This is a genomic window from Serratia quinivorans (genome assembly GCF_946227985.1).
GTDB lineage: Bacteria > Pseudomonadota > Gammaproteobacteria > Enterobacterales > Enterobacteriaceae > Serratia > Serratia quinivorans_A.
In genome coordinates this window covers 182,987-202,539 of record NZ_CAMKGL010000008.1, presented here as the reverse complement: position 1 = coordinate 202,539, position 19,553 = coordinate 182,987, and the positions used below count along the sequence as shown (strand labels likewise).

Annotated in this window: 16 protein-coding genes; 10 read left to right on the top strand and 6 right to left on the bottom strand. The window is 56.6% G+C overall.

Annotation, left to right across the window (positions count from 1 at the left end; all coding sequences use genetic code 11):
• The first annotated feature begins 82 nt into the window (after window positions 1-82).
• The 6 genes from ilvG (at window position 83) to OCH02_RS19040 (ending at window position 7,187) form a co-directional block, all read left to right on the top strand.
• Window positions 83-1,729: an acetolactate synthase 2 catalytic subunit gene (gene ilvG / locus OCH02_RS19065; protein WP_261432540.1), complete on the top strand. Its 1,647-nt coding sequence runs from the start codon at window positions 83-85 to the stop codon at window positions 1,727-1,729.
• Window positions 1,726-1,983, top strand: a complete 258-nt coding sequence (gene ilvM, locus OCH02_RS19060) for an acetolactate synthase 2 small subunit (protein ID WP_135318471.1) — start codon at window positions 1,726-1,728, stop codon at window positions 1,981-1,983. Before ilvG ends, ilvM begins: the two co-directional genes overlap by 4 nt.
• A gap of 22 nt (window positions 1,984-2,005) precedes the next feature.
• Entirely contained in the window at window positions 2,006-2,932 is a 927-nt protein-coding gene (locus tag OCH02_RS19055) for a branched-chain amino acid transaminase (RefSeq protein ID WP_261432539.1), read from the top strand.
• 131 nt (window positions 2,933-3,063) lie between these two features.
• Entirely contained in the window at window positions 3,064-4,914 is a 1,851-nt protein-coding gene (gene ilvD, locus OCH02_RS19050; RefSeq protein ID WP_012147431.1) for a dihydroxy-acid dehydratase, read from the top strand.
• 5 nt (window positions 4,915-4,919) lie between these two features.
• Window positions 4,920-6,464, top strand: coding sequence for a threonine ammonia-lyase, biosynthetic (ilvA, locus tag OCH02_RS19045; protein WP_017894394.1), 1,545 nt, complete (start codon window positions 4,920-4,922; stop codon window positions 6,462-6,464).
• 21 nt (window positions 6,465-6,485) lie between these two features.
• Window positions 6,486-7,187: a DUF2461 domain-containing protein gene (locus OCH02_RS19040; RefSeq protein WP_261432538.1), complete on the top strand. Its 702-nt coding sequence runs from the start codon at window positions 6,486-6,488 to the stop codon at window positions 7,185-7,187.
• A 167-nt stretch (window positions 7,188-7,354) separates the two neighbouring features.
• On the opposite strand, the gene ilvY is transcribed toward OCH02_RS19040, so the two are convergent.
• Window positions 7,355-8,236 carry an HTH-type transcriptional activator IlvY gene (ilvY, locus tag OCH02_RS19035; RefSeq protein WP_261432537.1) on the bottom strand — a complete coding sequence of 294 codons (882 nt, stop codon included), beginning with the start codon at window positions 8,234-8,236 and terminating at the stop codon, window positions 7,355-7,357.
• Between the two features lie 237 nt (window positions 8,237-8,473).
• On the opposite strand from ilvY, the gene ilvC reads away from it, so the two are divergent.
• The gene (ilvC, locus tag OCH02_RS19030) at window positions 8,474-9,949 is read left to right on the top strand and encodes a ketol-acid reductoisomerase (protein WP_017894390.1); all 1,476 of its coding nucleotides are present in this window, start codon (window positions 8,474-8,476) and stop codon (window positions 9,947-9,949) included.
• 197 nt (window positions 9,950-10,146) lie between these two features.
• On the opposite strand, the gene OCH02_RS19025 is transcribed toward ilvC, so the two are convergent.
• The gene (locus OCH02_RS19025) at window positions 10,147-11,079 is read right to left on the bottom strand and encodes a sugar kinase (RefSeq protein ID WP_261432536.1); all 933 of its coding nucleotides are present in this window, start codon (window positions 11,077-11,079) and stop codon (window positions 10,147-10,149) included.
• A gap of 165 nt (window positions 11,080-11,244) precedes the next feature.
• Entirely contained in the window at window positions 11,245-11,448 is a 204-nt protein-coding gene (locus OCH02_RS19020; protein ID WP_012147423.1) for a 2-hydroxymuconate tautomerase family protein, read from the bottom strand.
• 269 nt (window positions 11,449-11,717) lie between these two features.
• Between OCH02_RS19020 and pdeH the strand changes: the two genes are divergently transcribed.
• Both pdeH and OCH02_RS19010 read left to right on the top strand, forming a co-directional pair.
• Complete coding sequence (gene pdeH / locus OCH02_RS19015) at window positions 11,718-12,503, top strand: cyclic-guanylate-specific phosphodiesterase (protein ID WP_261432535.1); 786 nt, start codon at window positions 11,718-11,720, stop codon at window positions 12,501-12,503.
• 103 nt (window positions 12,504-12,606) lie between these two features.
• Window positions 12,607-14,643: an AsmA family protein gene (locus OCH02_RS19010; protein WP_261432534.1), complete on the top strand. Its 2,037-nt coding sequence runs from the start codon at window positions 12,607-12,609 to the stop codon at window positions 14,641-14,643.
• Between the two features lie 33 nt (window positions 14,644-14,676).
• Here OCH02_RS19010 and OCH02_RS19005 read toward each other — a convergent pair whose 3' ends face one another.
• The 3 genes from OCH02_RS19005 to yhjD all read right to left on the bottom strand — a co-directional run bounded on the left by OCH02_RS19005 (window position 14,677) and on the right by yhjD (window position 18,220).
• Entirely contained in the window at window positions 14,677-15,474 is a 798-nt protein-coding gene (locus tag OCH02_RS19005) for a CDP-diacylglycerol diphosphatase (RefSeq protein ID WP_410001267.1), read from the bottom strand.
• 75 nt (window positions 15,475-15,549) lie between these two features.
• The gene (locus OCH02_RS19000) at window positions 15,550-16,872 is read right to left on the bottom strand and encodes an MFS transporter (protein ID WP_135318459.1); all 1,323 of its coding nucleotides are present in this window, start codon (window positions 16,870-16,872) and stop codon (window positions 15,550-15,552) included.
• Window positions 16,873-17,200: 328 nt separating this feature from the next.
• Window positions 17,201-18,220, bottom strand: coding sequence for an inner membrane protein YhjD (gene yhjD, locus OCH02_RS18995; RefSeq protein ID WP_174355048.1), 1,020 nt, complete (start codon window positions 18,218-18,220; stop codon window positions 17,201-17,203).
• 465 nt (window positions 18,221-18,685) lie between these two features.
• Between yhjD and OCH02_RS18990 the strand changes: the two genes are divergently transcribed.
• A complete protein-coding gene (locus OCH02_RS18990) occupies window positions 18,686-19,552 on the top strand; it encodes a crotonase/enoyl-CoA hydratase family protein (protein ID WP_261432532.1) in 867 nt (288 codons plus the stop codon).
• Window position 19,553: the final 1 nt, after the last annotated feature.

Sequence of the window (19,553 nt, the reverse complement as noted above, 5' to 3'; positions counted from 1 at the left end):
CAAGAGAAAAGTGAATCGAGGATAACAATATGAATAACAGAACAAAATCCTGCAGCTGTCGAAGTAAGGCGGGGAAATAACTATGAACGGGGCTCAGTGGGTAGTACAAGCGTTGCGTGCACAGGGAGTTGATACGGTATTCGGCTACCCGGGTGGCGCAATCATGCCGGTCTACGATGCATTGTATGACGGTGGTGTGGAACACCTGCTGTGCCGCCACGAGCAAGGCGCCGCGATGGCGGCCATTGGCTATGCCCGTTCAACCGGCAAGGTGGGCGTTTGTATCGCCACTTCCGGCCCCGGCGCTACCAACCTGATCACCGGCCTGGCCGATGCGCTGCTGGATTCTGTTCCGCTGGTGGCGATCACCGGCCAGGTAGGTTCAGCACTGATTGGTACCGATGCCTTTCAGGAGATCGATGTCCTCGGCCTGTCTCTGGCCTGCACCAAACACAGCTTCCTGGTGGAATCACTGGATGCGTTGCCGGGCATCATGGCGGAAGCCTTCGCCATCGCCAGCAGCGGTCGTCCTGGCCCGGTGCTGATCGATATCCCGAAAGACATCCAACTGGCGCACGGTGAATTACACCCGCACCTGATGCCGGTAGTGGAAGAACTGCATTACCCGGCAGCGGAGCTGGCGCAGGCCGTCGAATTGCTGGCGCAGGCGCACAAACCGATGCTGTACGTCGGCGGCGGTGTTGGCATGGCGCAGGCGGTACCGGCGTTGCGTGAGTTTATCGCGGTGACCCAAATGCCTAACGTTGCCACGCTAAAAGGGCTGGGCGCACCGGACGCTGAGCAGCCGTACTACCTCGGAATGCTGGGGATGCACGGCACCAAAGCCGCCAACCTGGCGGTGCAGGAGTGCGATTTGTTGATTGCCGTTGGCGCGCGTTTTGACGATCGCGTAACCGGTAAACTGAATGCTTTCGCCCCGCATGCCAAGGTGATCCACATGGATATCGACCCGGCGGAAATGAGCAAGCTGCGCCAGGCGCACGTAGCGCTGCAGGGCGATTTGAAAGCCTTGTTACCGGCGTTGCAGCAGCCGTTGAATATCGCTGGCTGGCAGCAGCGAGTGGTTGAACTGAAAGAAACCCATAGCTGGCGTTATGACCATCCGGGCCAGCCGATCTACGCACCGCTGCTGTTGAAGCAGCTGTCTGAGCGCAAGCCGGCCAACAGCGTGATCACTACCGACGTGGGCCAGCACCAGATGTGGACCGCACAGCACATGACCTTTGAACGTCCGGAGAATTTCATCACCTCCAGCGGTTTGGGCACCATGGGTTTTGGCGTTCCGGCCGCGGTTGGCGCCCAGATGGCCCGCCCGGAGGATACGGTGGTCTGCGTATCGGGTGACGGTTCGTTCATGATGAACGTGCAGGAACTGGGCACCATCAAACGCAAACAGTTACCGCTGAAAATCGTTTTGCTGGATAACCAGCGTTTGGGAATGGTTCGCCAGTGGCAGCAACTGTTTTTTGACGGGCGTTACAGCGAAACCAATCTCTCCGATAACCCCGATTTCCTGATGTTGGCCAATGCCTTTGGCATCCCCGGCCAGCGTATCACCCGCAAAGACCAGGTAGCAGAAGCGCTCGACGCCTTATTCAATAGCGAAGGGCCTTATATGTTGCACGTGTCGATTGATGAACTTGAAAACGTCTGGCCGCTGGTGCCGCCGGGTGCCGGAAACGAAACCATGTTGGAGAAAATATCATGATGCAGCATCAACTCTCGATCCAGGCCCGCTTTCGCCCTGAAATGTTAGAGCGCGTATTGCGCGTTGTGCGTCATCGTGGCTTTCAGGTTTGTGCTATGAATATGGCTTCGGCGGTAAATACCGACAAGATTAATATTGAATTGACCGTTGCCAGCCAGCGCCCGGTGGATCTACTGTCATCTCAGTTGAGCAAACTGATGGATGTCTCCTGCGTTGAGATCCAGCAACAAACATCACAACAAATACGCGCCTGACGCGCGAGAAGGATAAATAACAATGACGAAGAAAGCCGATTACATTTGGTTCAATGGTGAGATGGTTCCTTGGGCTGACGCCAAAGTGCACGTGATGTCGCATGCGTTGCATTACGGCACTTCGGTGTTTGAAGGGGTCCGTTGCTACGACTCCCATAAAGGTCCGGTGGTGTTCCGTCACCGTGAGCATATGCAACGCCTGCATGACTCGGCAAAAATCTACCGTATGCCGGTATCGCAAAGCGTTGATGAGCTGATGGAAGCCTGTCGCGCCACGCTGCGTAAAAATAATCTGGGCAGCGCTTATATTCGTCCGTTGGTGTTTGTTGGTGACGTCGGCATGGGGGTTAACCCGCCGGACGGTTACAAAACAGACGTGATTATCGCGGCGTTTCCTTGGGGCGCGTACCTGGGTGAAGAGGCGCTGGATCAAGGCATCGATGCGATGGTTTCGTCCTGGCACCGTGTAGCACCAAACACCATCCCAACCGCGGCCAAGGCCGGCGGTAACTATCTTTCCTCCCTGCTGGTGGGCAGTGAAGCACGCCGTCACGGTTATCAGGAAGGGATCGCGCTGGATGTGCACGGCTATATTTCCGAAGGCGCAGGTGAAAACCTGTTTGAAGTGAAAGACGGTGTGCTGTTCACCCCGCCGTTTACCTCTTCCGCGCTGCCGGGTATCACCCGCGATGCCATCATCAAGCTGGCAAAAGACATGGGCTTCGAAGTGCGTGAACAAGTGCTGTCGCGCGAGTCGCTGTATCTGGCCGATGAAGTGTTCATGTCCGGTACCGCCGCAGAAATTACCCCGGTACGCAGCGTTGACGGCATCAAGGTCGGCATTGGTAAATGCGGCCCGGTGACCAAACAGATCCAACAGGCGTTCTTTGGCCTGTTTACCGGCAAGACCGAAGACAAGTACGGTTGGCTGGATCCGGTAAATCCATAATTTACCCGTCGCCTTTCAACCTGCAGCGTTGCTAGCTGCAGATTGAAATGCAGAGGGTAAATCGACAGACAGATAAGAATATCCAGGCGGTTCGTTCGCCGCCTGCAATGAATACATTTGGAGTGAAGAGCATGCCTAAGTACCGTTCCGCCACCACCACCCACGGCCGTAACATGGCGGGTGCCCGCGCATTATGGCGCGCGACCGGAATGACCGACGACGATTTTGGCAAACCCATTATTGCGGTGGTCAACTCATTTACCCAGTTCGTTCCGGGCCATGTGCATCTGCGTGATTTGGGCAAACTGGTTGCAGAACAGATCGAAGCCTCAGGCGGCGTCGCCAAAGAGTTCAACACCATTGCGGTGGATGACGGTATCGCCATGGGCCACGGCGGCATGCTCTATTCCCTGCCGTCGCGCGAATTGATCGCCGACTCGGTTGAATACATGGTGAATGCCCACTGCGCGGATGCGATGGTGTGTATCTCCAACTGCGACAAAATCACCCCGGGGATGCTGATGGCGTCACTGCGCCTGAATATTCCGGTGATTTTCGTTTCCGGCGGCCCGATGGAAGCCGGCAAGACCAAGCTTTCCGACAAAATAATCAAGCTGGACCTGATCGACGCCATGATCCAGGGTGCCAACCCGAACGTCAGCGATGCCGACAGCGCACAGATCGAACGTTCCGCCTGTCCGACCTGCGGCTCCTGTTCCGGTATGTTCACCGCCAACTCGATGAACTGCCTGACCGAAGCCCTGGGCCTGTCCCAGCCGGGTAACGGCTCGCTGCTGGCAACCCACGCTGACCGTAAGGATCTGTTCCTCAACGCCGGTAAACGCATCGTTGCGCTGACCAAGCGCTACTACGAGCAGGACGACGAAAGCGCACTGCCACGCAGCATTGCCAACAAGGCTGCGTTCGAAAACGCCATGACGCTGGACATCGCCATGGGCGGCTCGACCAACACCGTATTGCACCTGTTGGCAGCGGCTCAGGAAGGTGAAATTGATTTCACCATGGAAGATATCGATCGTCTGTCGCGCAAGGTTCCGCACCTGTGCAAAGTGGCGCCAAGCACCCAGAAATACCATATGGAAGACGTGCACCGTGCCGGTGGCGTACTGGCTATCCTGGGCGAGTTGGATCGTGCGGGTCTGATGAATCGCGACGTCGATAACATCCTGGGCCTGAAGCTGACGGAAACGTTGAATCAGTACGACATCATGCTGACCCAGGACGAAGCGGTGAAGAAAATGTTCCGCGCCGGCCCGGCGGGTATCCGTACCACCCAGGCGTTCTCGCAGGATTGCCGTTGGGACACGCTGGACGATGATCGCGCAGAAGGCTGTATCCGTTCGCTGGAAAATGCCTTCAGCCTGGAAGGTGGCTTGGCCGTGTTGTACGGCAACATGGCACTGGACGGCAGCATTGTGAAAACCGCCGGTGTCGACAAAGACAACCTGACCTTCCGCGGCCCGGCCAAAGTGTATGAAAGCCAGGACACCGCGGTGGAAGCGATCCTCGGCGGTAAAGTGGTTGCCGGCGACGTGGTAGTGATCCGCTATGAAGGGCCGAAGGGCGGGCCGGGCATGCAGGAAATGCTCTATCCGACCACCTATCTGAAATCCATGGGCCTGGGTAAAGCCTGCGCGCTGATCACCGACGGTCGTTTCTCTGGCGGCACCTCGGGCCTGTCAATCGGCCACGTTTCTCCGGAAGCGGGCAGCGGTGGCCTGATTGCGCTGATCGAAGACGGCGACATGATCGACATTGATATTCCAAAACGCAGCATGGTACTGGATGTCAGCGACAGCGAACTGGCGGCACGCCGCGAAGTTGAACTGGCGCGTGGCGATCGGGCCTGGACACCGAAAAACCGTGAGCGCCAGGTTTCCTTCGCTCTGCGCGCCTACGCCACACTGGCGACCAGCGCGGACAAAGGCGCAGTACGTGACAAGAGCAAGCTGGGAGGCTAAGCACCATGGCGGTATCGCAACCCCTACCCGACGCCCCCTGTGGCGCGGAGTATTTGCGAGCGGTACTTCGCTCGCCGGTTTACGAGGTGGCTCAGGTCACCCCGTTGCAGACAATGAGCAAAATCTCTTCGCGCCTCGGCAATACTATTTTGGTGAAGCGCGAAGATCGTCAGCCAGTGCACAGCTTCAAGCTGCGTGGGGCCTACGCGATGATCGCCAGTCTGAACGAAGAGCAAAAGGCGCGCGGCGTGGTGACGGCTTCGGCCGGCAACCATGCGCAGGGCGTGGCCTATTCCGGCAAACGGCTGGGGATCAAAACGCTGATCGTGATGCCGGTGACCACCGCAGACATCAAAGTGGATGCGGTACGCGGTTTTGGTGGCGAAGTGCTGTTGCACGGTGCCAACTTTGATGAAGCCAAGGCCAGAGCGATAGAGCTTTCACTCAAGCAGGGCATGACCTTTGTGCCGCCGTTCGACCACCCAACGGTGATCGCCGGGCAGGGCACGTTGGCGATGGAACTGCTGCAGCAGGACGCGCATCTCGACCGGGTGTTTGTGCCGGTGGGCGGTGGCGGTCTGGCGGCGGGCGTGGCGGTATTGATCAAGCAACTGATGCCGCAGATTAAGGTGATCGGCGTGGAGGCGGAAGACTCCGCCTGCCTGCGCGCGGCGCTGGATGCCGGGCAACCGGTGGATCTGGCCCGCGTTGGGTTGTTTGCCGAAGGCGTGGCGGTAAAGCGCATCGGTGACGAAACCTTCCGCCTGTGTCGGGAATACCTGGACGACGTGATCACCGTCGACAGCGACGCCATCTGTGCCGCGGTCAAGGATCTGTTTGAAGACGTGCGCGCCATTGCCGAGCCGTCCGGTGCGTTGGCGCTGGCCGGGCTGAAAAAGTATGTGCAGCAGCACAACATCCAGGGTGAGCGTCTGGCGCACGTGTTGTCCGGCGCCAACCTGAATTTCCACGGTTTGCGTTATGTGTCGGAACGCTGCGAACTGGGTGAACAACGCGAAGCCCTGTTGGCGGTCACCATTCCGGAACAGAAAGGCAGCTTCCTGAAGTTTTGCCAACTGCTGGGCGGGCGCTCGGTCACCGAGTTCAACTACCGTTACGCCGATGCCGATAACGCCTGTATTTTCGTCGGTGTCCGCCTGACGCGCGGCCATGCCGAACGCCTGGAAATCATCGATGAACTGCAGGCCGATGGTTATCAGGTGGTGGACTTGTCCGACGATGAAATGGCCAAGCTGCACGTGCGTTATATGGTGGGGGGGCGTCCTTCGAAGCCGTTGCGCGAGCGTCTGTACAGCTTTGAATTCCCGGAGTCGCCGGGCGCGCTGCTGAAGTTCTTGCAGACGTTGGGCACCCATTGGAATATTTCACTGTTTCACTACCGCAGCCACGGCACCGATTTTGGCCGCGTGCTGGCAGGTTTTGAGCTGTCGCAGACCGAACCCGAGTTTGAGCAGCACCTGCAGGCGCTGGGTTATGACTGCCACGATGAAACCGACAACCCGGCGTTCCGCTTTTTTTTGCAGGGCTAAGAAAACCGACAAGGACGGCGCATGACAGATAAATTTAACGGTTTTAGCCAGCAGGGCCTGAATTTTCTTCAGCAGGTGCGCATTGAGAACGACAAGGAATGGTTTGAGGCCAACCGTGACGTTTACGATCGCGAACTGCTGACGCCATTCCGTACGTTGGTGGCGGAGTTGAGCCCGGCGATGTTGGCGATCGATCCCCTGTTCGAGACCCGGCCGGCGATCGGTAAAACGCTGTCACGCATCCATCGCGACACGCGTTTTTCCCATGACAAATCGCGCTACCGCAGTCGCATGTGGCTGACGTTCAAACGGCCAAGCAAAGACTGGAAGGACGCGCCGGTCTACTTCTTCGAACTGGGGCCGGACATGTTGCGCTATGGGCTGGGTTATTACAGCGCCAACAAACCGACCATGGATCTGTTTCGCCATACGCTGCAACGCCGACCGCAGCCCTTTTTGGAGGTCGCGGCCTGCTGCCGGCCACCGTTCGAGCTGGTGGGTGAAAGCTACAAGCGGCCGTTGGTGAAAGAGCAGGTGCCAGAAATCGCCACCTGGTACAACCGCAAATCCTTTGCGGTGATGGCGACCGACAGTCAGGTGGAAACGCTGTTCAATGCCGGGTTGGTACAGACACTGGCGCAAGGGTTCCTGCAGCTGGAACCGCTTTACCACTGGCTGATGCAGGTGGAGGCGATGAAGCAGGTCGATCCCTCGGATCTATGAATAACCCGTCGTCTTTCAAGCCACAGCGTTGTTACCTGCACTCGCTCACCCCAGTCACTTACTTAAGTAAGCTCCTGGGGATGAACGAGCTTGGCGCCTAGCTGTAACTTGAAATCCATAGGGTATTTTTATCTTTATTTATCGAATGATAGCGAATCAACGGTCGTTTAAAGTAAACGCCAGAAAGCGTCGATCAGCGGATCGCTGAGGCGTTTTTTCTGCACGCAAACCCCCAGCTCGAACGGCTCGACCATGGAAATATTCTCCAGTTGCGAGATGCGATTACGCACCGGCTCCGGGCTGTTTTCCACCACCACTCCGGGGATCAGCGCAATTCCGCAGCCCAGCGCCACCATAGAAACAATGGCCTCGTGGCCGCCAACGGTAGCGTAAATCAGCGGATTGGCGATGCGCTGGCGACGGAACCACAGTTCGATGCGTTTTCGCGATGGGCCGTGCTCCGGCAGGATAAACGGAATATTGGCCCAGTCGGGCTGTTCGGCAAACGCCTGGCTGCGTACCGCGCAAGGCAGGGCCGGAGCAATCAGCACCAGCGGGATTTCACCGATTTTAGTGAACGCCACGCTGGTGGGCAGGGTTTCGGGCCGACCGGCAATGCCGAGATCGGCTTCGTTGGACTGCACTTTATCGACCGCATCGGCGGCGTCACCGGTGGTCAGTTTTATTTCTACCAGTGGATGCTGCGCGCGGAACCTGTCGAGGATCGGCGGCAGGTGGCTGTAAGCGGCGGTAACCGAGCAAAACAGCCGTAATTCGCCGCTCAGCGAAGGACCATGTTGACCCAGCGCATGTTTCAGTTGCTGGTATTGCAGCAGCGTCTGCTGGGCAAAATCTTTTAACTGTTCACCGGCATCGGTGAGCTGCACCGTGCGGTTATCGCGCAAAAACAGCGGCTGGCCGAGGATCTCTTCCAGCCGTTGGATCTGGCGGGACAGCGTCGAAGGACTGACGTGCATCGCCTTGGCGGTGCGGCCAAAGTGATGGCTTTCAGCCAGATGGAGGAATAGCTTTAAATCACGCAAATCCATATCAGTACGCTCGCAGCAAGAGTGTTGCATAAATTGCAATATCACATTCGTAATATATCAATTTAAGCAACGCGTTTCCTGTTATACATTGAGTTTAACGAATCTCCGCACAGACAGGGCGGGGAATGAAAATAACATGCATCCCATGTATTTCAATTTGCAGCTAGTGCAGATAACAACGCTGCAATTTGAAAGACGACGGATAAGCAAGACACAACATCTCACTGGAGTACCACCATGGCTAACTATTTCAACACCTTGAACCTGCGTCAGCAGTTGGCGCAATTGGGCAAGTGTCGCTTTATGGCACGAGAAGAATTTGCTGATGAAGCCGGCTACCTGAAAGGCAAAAAAGTGGTGATTGTCGGCTGTGGCGCGCAGGGGCTGAACCAGGGTCTGAACATGCGTGACTCCGGTCTGGACGTAGCCTATGCCTTGCGTAAGGAAGCCATCGACGAAAAACGTCCTTCATGGCGTAAAGCGACCGAGAACGGCTTCAAGGTAGGGACTTACGAAGATTTGATCCCACAGGCAGACCTGGTGGTTAACCTGACGCCGGACAAGCAGCATACCTCGGTCGTTCGTGCCGTACAGCCGCTGATGAAAGACGGCGCGGCGCTGGGCTACTCCCACGGTTTCAACATCGTAGAAGTGGGCGAGCAGGTCCGTAAAGACATCACCGTAGTGATGGTTGCGCCAAAATGTCCTGGCACTGAAGTGCGTGAAGAATACAAACGTGGTTTCGGCGTGCCGACGCTGATTGCGGTTCACCCGGAAAACGATCCGAAAGGCGAAGGCATGGCGATTGCCAAGGCCTGGGCAGCGGCGACCGGTGGCCACCGTGCGGGCGTACTGGAATCTTCCTTCGTTGCCGAAGTGAAATCTGACCTGATGGGTGAGCAGACCATTCTGTGCGGCATGCTGCAGGCGGGTTCGCTGCTGTGCTTCGACAAACTGGTTGCCGAAGGCACTGACCCGGCCTATGCAGAAAAACTGATCCAGTTCGGTTGGGAAACCATTACCGAAGCGCTGAAGCAGGGCGGCATCACCCTGATGATGGATCGCCTGTCCAACCCGGCCAAACTGCGTGCCTATGCGCTGTCTGAGCAGTTGAAAGAGATCATGGCACCGCTGTTCCAGAAACACATGGACGACATCATCTCCGGCGCTTTCTCTGGCGGCATGATGGCTGACTGGGCAGAAGACGACGTGAAACTGCTGAACTGGCGTGAAGAGACCGGCAAATCGGCGTTCGAGAATGCGCCACAGTTCGAAGGTAAAATCAGCGAGCAGGAATACTTTGACCATGGCGTGTTGATGGTTGCGATGGTGAAAGCCGGTGTTGAACTGGCATTCGAAACCATGGTTGATGCGGGCATCATCGAAGAATCCGCTTACTACGAATCACTGCATGAGCTGCCGCTGATCGCCAACACCATCGCGCGTAAGCGTCTGTACGAAATGAACGTGGTTATCTCTGATACCGCAGAATACGGCAACTATCTGTTTGCCAACGCGGCAGTGCCGCTGCTGAAAGAGTTCATGACCACCCTGCAGGCGGGTGACCTGGGCAAATCTGTAGCCGGTACTTCGGTAGACAACGCGCAACTGCGTGACGTGAACGAAGCGGTACGTAATCACCCGATCGAATCCGTTGGCCGCAAGCTGCGCGGGTATATGACCGATATGAAACGCATCGCGGTAGCAGGCTAAATACCCGGAGTCTTTCAAGCGGTAGCGTTGTTACCTGCACTATCACACCCCAGTCACTTACTAAAGTAAGCTCCTGGGGATGAGATAGCTTGGCGCCTAGCTACAACTTGAAATCCATAGGGTATTAAGATTGGTTTTCGAGTCCAATAAACAGGCCAGCATTGTTGCTGGCCTTTCGCATTTCTACAGGGCCGGAATTATTGCGGCATCGCTGCCGGTGGAATAATGGCTCCGCGGTGTTGGATTACCGTGCTGGCGGTCAGATGACCGCGCTGCGCCGCCTGTACGGCATCACCGCCGGTTAAACGCACCGACAGATAACCGGCACTGAAGGAATCGCCTGCCGCGGTAGTATCCACCACCTTTTCTTTAGGCAGACGCACTGCCGGGATCTCAAATTCGCTGCCTTCGGCGCTGAACACCAGGCAGCTATCTGCGCCGCGTTTAATCACTATCTCCTTCACGCCGAGCTGCTGGGTGCGCTGCACCACCTGTTCCAGCGGCAGTTTGCCCCATAGCAGGTCTTCGTCATCCAGGGTCAGGAAGGCAATGTCGGTGCAGGCCAGCACTTCGCGGTAAACCTGCTGCGTCTCTTCCCGGCTTTGCCACAGGCGCGGCCGATAGTTGTTATCGAAAATCACCTTGCCGCCGTTGGCGCGACACTGCCTTAGCAATGCCAGCAGCTTGCTGCGGCTGGCCGTATCGAGGATCGCCACGCTGATGCCGCTGAGGTACAGATAATCGAATTGGGCCAGTTGCTCGCACAGGCTTTCCGCCTGCGGGCCAGCCAGCCAGTAGCGAGCGGCAGCGTCGTTGCGCCAGTAATAGAAGGTGCGTTCGCCGGTGGCATCGGTTTCAATCACGTACAGCCCAGGCAGCTTGTTCTCCAGCCGTTGTATCAGGCTGGTGTTGACCTTTTCCTGTTGCCACGCCTGCAGCATTTCCTGGCTGAAACTGTCGGTGCCGAGTGCGGTCACGTAATGCACCTGCAGCGCGCTTTCCGCCACCTGGCGGGCAATGTAGACGGCGGTGTTTAACGTATCTCCGCCAAAGCCGCGGCTCAAGTCCGCGCCTTTCTGCGACAGTTCAATCATGCATTCGCCGATCACGGCAAGATTTTGGGTGGTCATAGTCAACGAGCCCTGGCTGAAAGAAGAAGATGAATTGATGTGAAATAAAGCCAGTCTCAATGCAAGGGGCGAGGGAGTCAATAAAAATAAAACAACGTTTTAATTTATTTATGACAGCGATCGGGAAACTAAAAAGTTTCCCGATGCGTAGCCAACCTCCGGCCGTTATTTAGCCGCGGCGCGCAGGTCGGTGACGCTTTGGCCACCGATACCCCAGTTGTCGGTTTCTACTTCGTCAATGACCACCACGGTGGTAGCCGGATTCTTACCCAGCGTATCCACCAGCAGTTGGGTCACCCCGGCGATCAGCTGTTTCTTTTGCTCCGGCGTCGCGCCTTCGCGGGTAATTTTGATATTTACGTAGGGCATGTTTTTTCCTTGGATTTTGATACCGCTTTACCCGTCATCTTTCAAGCTGCAGTGTTGTTACCTGCACTCGCGCACCCCAGTTACTTACTAAAGTAAGCGCCTGGGGATAAGCGAACTGGTCGCCTAGCTGCAACTTGAAAGCTATAGGGTATATTCAATGTAGAAGGCTTTAGCCACCGCTTAAAGTTTTATTGTCTGTTGCCGATAAACCCAGGGAGCCAATAGCGCAGCCAGAGCGTTTTCATTCCCCTTCAATGGCGACAGTACCAATGATAACCAAGATGAGCACGGGCCTGCTGGCGCCACTCCTCGCCGTATGCACGCAGATCAAAGCACAGCATTATTGGCGGCAATGCCGACGGCAATACACCTTCCAGCCGATCTATCGCATCTGTGGCACTTTAATGGCGCTCGAGCTGCTGACGGCGATATATCACCCAGCCACCCCGGAAAAACCTCTGTCGCCGGAGCATTATTTCGCTGCTCTCGACGTCCGCAAACGTCTACAGATCATTCAGGAACAGCTTGAACTGCTGCAGTACTGGCAGCCGCTGCTGACCCGCCACGGATTGATGGTGTCGGTCAATATCGACGGTATTGCCTTGCAGGCATTGCAGCAGCACGGCGCGTTGCAACGTCAGATTGCCGGCATGCCCTATCTGCGCTTTAAGCTGGTGGAGCACGCCGGGATGGCTTTAAACAGTCCGTTGCAGCAGATTGCCGGTGCCGAGCGGCTGTGGCTGGATGACTTCGGTAGCGGCCTGGCGAATTTCTCTGCCGTCAGTACCTGGCGTTATCAATATATCAAGGTTGCGCGTGAGTTATTCACCTTGCTCAAGCAAACGGAAGATGGCGTCCAGTTGCTTGTCACCCTGATCAAAATGATGAACCAGCATAGCGAAGGGGTGATCGTCGAAGGGGTGGAAACCGAGCAGGAATGGTTACTGGTACAGCGCTCTGGCGCACTGGCTGCCCAGGGTTACTTTCTTTCTCGCCCGGCCCATTTCGACACCTTGCAAACCCTGCCTACGCGATTTTCCATGCCTGCGGCCTGAGCCCCATCGTCCTCGAAAGCGTGAACTCTTGCCTATTCTCGGCTAGGCTTGGTAAAGCCACTTATTCAATTTACGGGTAAGTTATTGCGTTCAGGGAGCAGTTATGACAAGAACAGGAAAAGCGTTCACTTGGGTTGGCGGCATTGTGCTGCTGATCATCGCCGCGTTGGTGGTCTTTGTGCTGACCTTCGACTGGAACCGCCTCAAACCGACCATCAATGACAAGGTGTCGGCCGAGTTGCATCGTCCGTTCGCCATCCGTGGCGATTTAGGGGTGGACTGGTCACGCGATGATAAAGATATAGGTGGCTGGCGCGCCTGGGTACCCTGGCCGCGAATTCATGCTGAAGATGTGGTACTGGGAAACCCGAAAAATATCCCTGGCGACAGCATGGTGCAGTTGCAGCGCGTCGAAGCCAGCATCTCGCCGCTGGCACTGTTGGGCAAGCAACTGTTGATCCCGCGTATCTGGCTGAAACAGCCGAACGCCAGCTTGCAGCGGCTGGCCAACGGCGAGAATAACTGGACGTTCAACCTGGCCGGTGACCCAAACCAGCCGCCGTCTGCCTGGTCGGTGAACATTCATGACATCGTCTTCGATCGCGGCCAGATTGCTTTCAAGGACGCCACGCTGAAGGCCGATTTCCGCGCAGAGATTGATCCACTCGGCAAGCCTTTGCCATTCAGTGAAGTCACCGGCAAAAAAGACGCTGCCACAGCGATCCCGCAAGACTATATCTTCGGTTGGAAGGTGAAAGGCAAATACAACGGCGAGCCGTTATCGGGCAGTGGCAAGATTGGCGGCATGCTGTCGTTGCAGAATGCCGAGGTGCCATTCCCGCTGCAGGCTGACGTACGCTCCGGTTCTACTCGGGTGGTGGTGGTGGGGACGTTGTCCGACCCGATGAACCTTGGCGGGTTGGATCTGCGGCTTAAATTCTCCGGCGAAAGCCTGGGTAACCTGTATGCCCTCACCGGCGTGCTGTTGCCCAATACCCCGCCATACTCCACCGATGGTCACCTGACTGCCCGGTTGCACGAGAAAGGCGGGGCGGTGTTCCAGTACCAGAAATTCGACGGCAAAATTGGCGACAGCGATATCCACGGCGATTTGAAATATGTCGCCGGCAAACCCCGGCCTACGCTGAGCGGCGAAGTGTTGTCGAAACAGCTGCGTTTTGCCGATCTGGCGCCGCTGATTGGTGCCGACTCCAATACGGAAAAAGCCGGTCGCGGTGAGAAGAGTCGCCAGCCTGCGGGCAAAGTGCTGCCGGTAGAGAAATTTGATACCAAAAGCTGGAAGGTGATGAATGCGGACGTCAAATTCACCGCCAAACGCATTGAACACGGCAGTTCGTTACCGTTGAGCGACCTCTATACCCACCTGCAATTGGATAACGGCGTCATTGTGATGGATCCGCTGCGGTTCGGCGTGGCGGGCGGTAACCTCAATTCGACCGTCCGTCTCGATGGCAGCAAAAATCCGATGCAGGGTCGGGCGGATTTGCATGCGCGTAAATTCCAGCTCAAGCAGTTGCTGCCGGATGTAGGATCGATGAAACGCAGCCTGGGGCAATTGAACGGCGATGCCAAACTGACCGGCAGCGGCAATTCGGTCGCCGATTTGCTGGCGACCAGCAGCGGCGATCTGCGCATGGTGATTAACAACGGGGTGATCAGCCGCAGCCTGATGGAAATTCTCGGGTTGAACGTCGGCAACTATTTGGTGGCGCAGCTATTTGGTGATGACGTCGTGGGGATCAACTGCGCGGCGGCGGATGTCGGTATCCGTGACGGCGTGGCGACACCACGGCTGTTTGTGTTCGACACCGAGAATGCGATTATCAATATCAGCGGTAATACCAACTTCGCTACCGAGCGGCTGGACCTGTCCATCGATCCGGAAAGCAAAGGCATGCGGGTGCTGACATTGCGTTCACCGCTGTACGTGAAAGGCACTTTTGCGCACCCGGATGCCGGTGTGAAGGCCGGCCCGCTGATTGCACGCGGTGCGGCGGCGGTGGCACTTGGCGTGGTGCTAACGCCGGCGGCGGCCCTGCTGGCACTGGTTTCTCCCAGCGAAGGCGGTGAAGAAAACCAGTGCGGGAAAATCCTTCAGCAGATGAAGCAGAAGAAATGATCGTGAAGGCCCGCGGATATCCCGCGGGCCGTTTTACTTCAATACCTGGCAGTCGTGATCCTGGATCTCTTCTGACGAAGCCAGTGTAAACGGCAGCAGGCTGCGCTCGGTGGCCAGCAACAGAAAATCGCCGCCCGGCAATGCCGTCATCGCCAGGCCAAAGCTCCCCATACGGCCCTTTGAGCGTGCAACCTCATCTGCCAGCAGGCGGAAAGCACCCTGTTTTTGCAACTCTTCAGGCGTCACCCGGCGCACCAGATAGTCATGGCCCAGCAGGCCGCCAGGCATCGGCTCCCACCGCTCGCTGTAATCCGCCGCGTACTGCGCCAACTGCGTTTTTACCGACGGCAGCAGGCAAGAGATATGAATGTGCAACTGATTTTGGGTCCGGCCATAGGCTGAATTGATCGCCAGCGAAATATCGGCGTCGTCGATCGCCTTACCATACTTATCGGCCATAAAGTGCCGTGCCTGCCAGGCTTGCTCAAAGAAGTTCGGGGTGGAGGCAGCCAGTAGCGCGGGGCTTTCAATGCCGGTGATTTTAGCGCTTGGCATCAGCAGATATTGCAACGGCCCGTTACGGTCTTTGAACACCACAAAACCGGCCTGTGGGTCCACCTGCGCGCAGGGGGCCGGATTGCTATGCGCCTGCTGGTTGGGCAAACACTGTTGGCTGACGATACGCCACAGCGCGCTCGATTGGGGTGGCTTCACCCATATCCAGAGCGCGCCGGCAATGACAATGACGGCCATTACCAACGGCGCAACGTACAAAAACAGTCTGCGGCGCAAAGACATGATTGATTTCCATTTCCGTAAAAGGCGAAGCATTCAGCATAGTCTGATTTTATGACAGGAGACAGCGCGGGAAGTGCGGCCCCGCAGGCAGGGGCCGCATAAGCAGGGTTACAGCGACTGGTCGCGGGTTTCTTTCATCAGCAGCAGGGCGATCAGCGTGAGACAGGCCATGGATGCCAGATACAGCCCGACGTAGAACAGGCCGTAATGGGTTGCCAGCCAGGTAGCGATATAAGGTGCCACTGCCGCCCCGAGGATTGACGCCACGTTGTACGAGAACGAGGCCCCGGTATAACGCACTTCGGTCGGGAACAGCTCTGGCAGCAGCGCGCCCATCGGGCCGAAGGTCAGGCCCATGATGCTCAGACCACACAGCAGGAAGCCCATCACCAGCGCCTGGTTACCGGAGCCCAGCATGCTTGGGAACAGGAAGGCGAAGGCGATCATCAGCAGAGTGATAACGATCATGGTCTTGCGGCGACCAAAGGCATCGGCCAGCAGGCCGGCAATTGGCACCATCACACCAAAGCCAATCACCGCCACCATCAGCATCCACAGGAAGCTGTTGCGTGAGTAGCCCAGCCCCAGCGGCTGCGCCGTAGTGCCGTAGGTCATTGAGTAAACCGTCATCAGGTAGAACAGAGTATAGGTCGCCAGCATGATAAAGGTGCCGAGGATGGTCGCCTTCAGATGCTTGCTCAGCAGCGTGCCGAGCGGGATTTTTACCTGTTTCCCGGCTTTGGCCACCTTGGCGAATACCGGAGTTTCATGCAGCGATACGCGCACGTACAGGCCGATCAGCACCAGGGCGGCGGACAGGATAAACGGCACGCGCCAGCCCCATTCCATAAACTGTTGGTCAGTCAGCAGCCAGGAGAGCAGCAGGAAGGTCCCGTTAGCGAAGAAGAAACCGATAGGCGCGCCCAGCTGTGGGAACGAGCCGTACAGTGCCCGCTTTTTGGCCGGGGCGTTCTCGGTCGCCAGCAAGGCGGCTCCGCCCCATTCACCCCCCAGCCCCAGGCCTTGACCGAATCGCGCCAGCGCCAGCAGGATTGGGGCGAAGATGCCGATGGTTTCGTAGCTCGGCAGCAAGCCGATCAACACGGTGGAAATCCCCATGGTGAGCAGCGAGGCGACCAGCGTCACCTTGCGCCCCACGCGATCGCCAAAGTGGCCGAACAGCGCCGAGCCAATCGGACGCGCCACAAAGGCGACGGCAAAGGTGGCCAGCGACTGTAGCGTCGCGGTGGTGGGATCGCCCTGCGGGAAGAAGATATGCGGGAATACGATCACCGCCGCGGTGGCATAAATATAGAAATCGAAAAACTCGATGGCGGTCCCGACCAGCGAGGCGACAATCACTTTTCCGCGTGAGTTGACGGGTGTTGGCGCGTCGTCGGCGTCCAGAGTTGGTGCGATGGAGGCTTGCATAATTTTTCTTATATTTTGGATTGGTAAAAATCCATCTTAGTCATAGCAAAATGCCTTTTCAATGGTGAAACTTTGTACAATGCGGGAATTAACCGGTTAAAAAGCTTAATGTTTCATTGGTGTGTTTCTGCGTGGTTTTTAACGTTGCCAAATGAATGATTTGCAGACTTAACATCTGTAAAAGCCGCAAAGAAAAGTTATCAGGTAGTTTGTTATGCTGGGTTTTGCCGGTGTGATAGGTCTTGTTTGGTTTTATATGCTGGGTAGTTGGCTAAATGTCGGAATAAAAAACCAGCCACCAGAGGGTGGCCGGTATGATTGCATTGCTTCAGGGGGCAGATTGCTCGGAGGCTGGCAGGGTTTTGTCTTCTTTATACTGCGCAGTGGCGATCCAGGCAGCGCAGAAAAGCGTCAATCGGGCAAAGAAATAGAAAAACGCCATCAGCCCGATGACCGAACCAAAGGCGGCACCGGAAGGCGATTTAGCCACCTGGGGCAGCGTCATGGTCATCACAAACTTAATCACTTCGAAACCGATGGCGGCAAGCAGCGTGCCGCGCAGCAGCGCCTTTTTCTTCGGCTTATGCCGCGGCAGCATCCAGAAGATCCACAGGAACAGCAGATAGTTGGCGAAGATGGAGATCGACAGCGCAATCAGCGTCATCGCCGGCCGCAGCCACTCGATACCTTCCAGGCCCAGCGCACGGACAATCGCCGCCTGTGCCGAGCCGGCGATGGAGGTCAGCGTCAGGGTGATAATCAGCGCCACCACCAAACCGCTCAGCGAAATAAAGTCGCGGGTGTATTTGAAGTAGATTTTTTCCTGATCCTGCGGATTACGTTCCCATACGTCACGCGACTGCGCGCGGATCGCCTCACGCAGGTTACCCATCCAACTGATGCCTGAATACAGCGCCAGCGCCAGACCGGTCAGCCCCACGGTGGTGCGCTGCTGAATTGCCGTATTGACGGTATTTTTCAGCGTGCTGGCCAGCGTAGGGTCACTGATGCTGCCAACAATCTTATTAATTATCCCAGTCAACAGGTCAGGGTTGGATGCCAGCACAAAGCCGACGGCGGCAAACGACACCATCAAAATCGGGATCAGCGAAAGAAACGAGAAATAGGTGATAGCGGCGCCGAACTGGCTGCCCAGACGATCGTTAAAGCGCTCGGTGGCGCGGAGCAGGTGAGCGATGCTTGGCCAGGCCTTGATGCGTTCGACCAGGCGTGAAAAACCGGAGATGCGCCGGTCAATAGTCTGGTGGCCGGTTTTGATGGCGATCAGTGGCTTTTGCGGCGCTTCACTGTTGGGCTGACGGGGGTCTTTATCTGATCCTGTAGGCATTACGTCACGATTTCCTTAACGATGAATATACCCGTCATACTTCAACTTGCATGCGCGTTGGCTGCCCTCACTTACCCAAATCACTTACTCAAGTAAGCTCATCGGGATTCGCTCAGTTGCCGCCTTCCTGCAACTCGAAGTCTTTAGGGTAGAGGCTCTCTCAACCTTGATTATAGCCAAAAGGTACGTTGATTTGGCCGCCGGGTGGGGCAACCGGCTAATTTGTGAGCTTAACGCGTTCGTTCACCGGGTGAAATGTTACTGCCTGCCAATAGGTAAAATTCTTATATCAGCCCCGTGCCAGCGGGGTTTTTTTCGTTCATCGACCTCCAATTTTTATCTGTTTCATCACCAAGAAAGCGTTTACTCATGATGTGGCGCTGCGGTTTACCAACCGCCGCGTGACTGCAGCCGTAGGGGCTGGAACGGTTTCACCTGTTATCACTGGATAAAATGGAAGGTCATATGAAATTACTTAATCACCCCACCTGTCGTCCGTTTACCGAAGCGGGCAATTTGACACAGATTTCCGCCTACTATGAGGAAGAGCGGCACATCATGTGGATGCTGCTGCGCGCGGAACCGCGCCCTTGCTTCAATCAGGCGTTAATTGAAGACATCATGACGTTGGCGCAGGCAGCTAAAGAGTCATCATTGCAGTTTGACTTTTGGGTCACTGGCTCGCTGGTGCCCAATATGTTCAACGTGGGTGGCGATTTGCAGTTCTTCGCCGAGGCGATTAAAAATCGCAAACGTGAGGCGATGATGGCCTACGCACGGGCCTGCATTGATTGCGTGCATGCGGCGGCTCGCGGATTTGATACCGGAGCGGTTAGCATCGCGATGGTCGAGGGCAGTGCGCTGGGCGGTGGCTTTGAGGCGGCGCTGGCGCACCATTTCGTTCTGGCACAGAACAATGCGCGCATGGGGTTCCCGGAAATTGCGTTTAACCTGTTCCCCGGCATGGGCGGCTATTCGCTGGTAGCGCGTAAAGGAAACATGCGCCTGGCGGAAGAGCTGATTTGGGGCGGCGAGTCGCATACCGCGGAGTGGTTTGAAAGCCGCGGCCTGGTCGATCAGTTATTCCAGCCCGGCGACGCCTATGTGGCTACCCGTACCTTTATCGATACCATTCGGCCCAAACTGAACGGTATGCGTGCCATGCTGCGTGCCCGTCAGCGGGTGTTGCAGTTGACGCGTTCGGAACTAATGGACATTACCGAAGACTGGGTGCATTCGGCCTTCACCATCGAGGAGAAAGATCGCGCCTATATCGAACGTCTGGTGATGCTGCAGGACCGTCATACGGTGAACCTGCGTCGTGCCGGCTAAT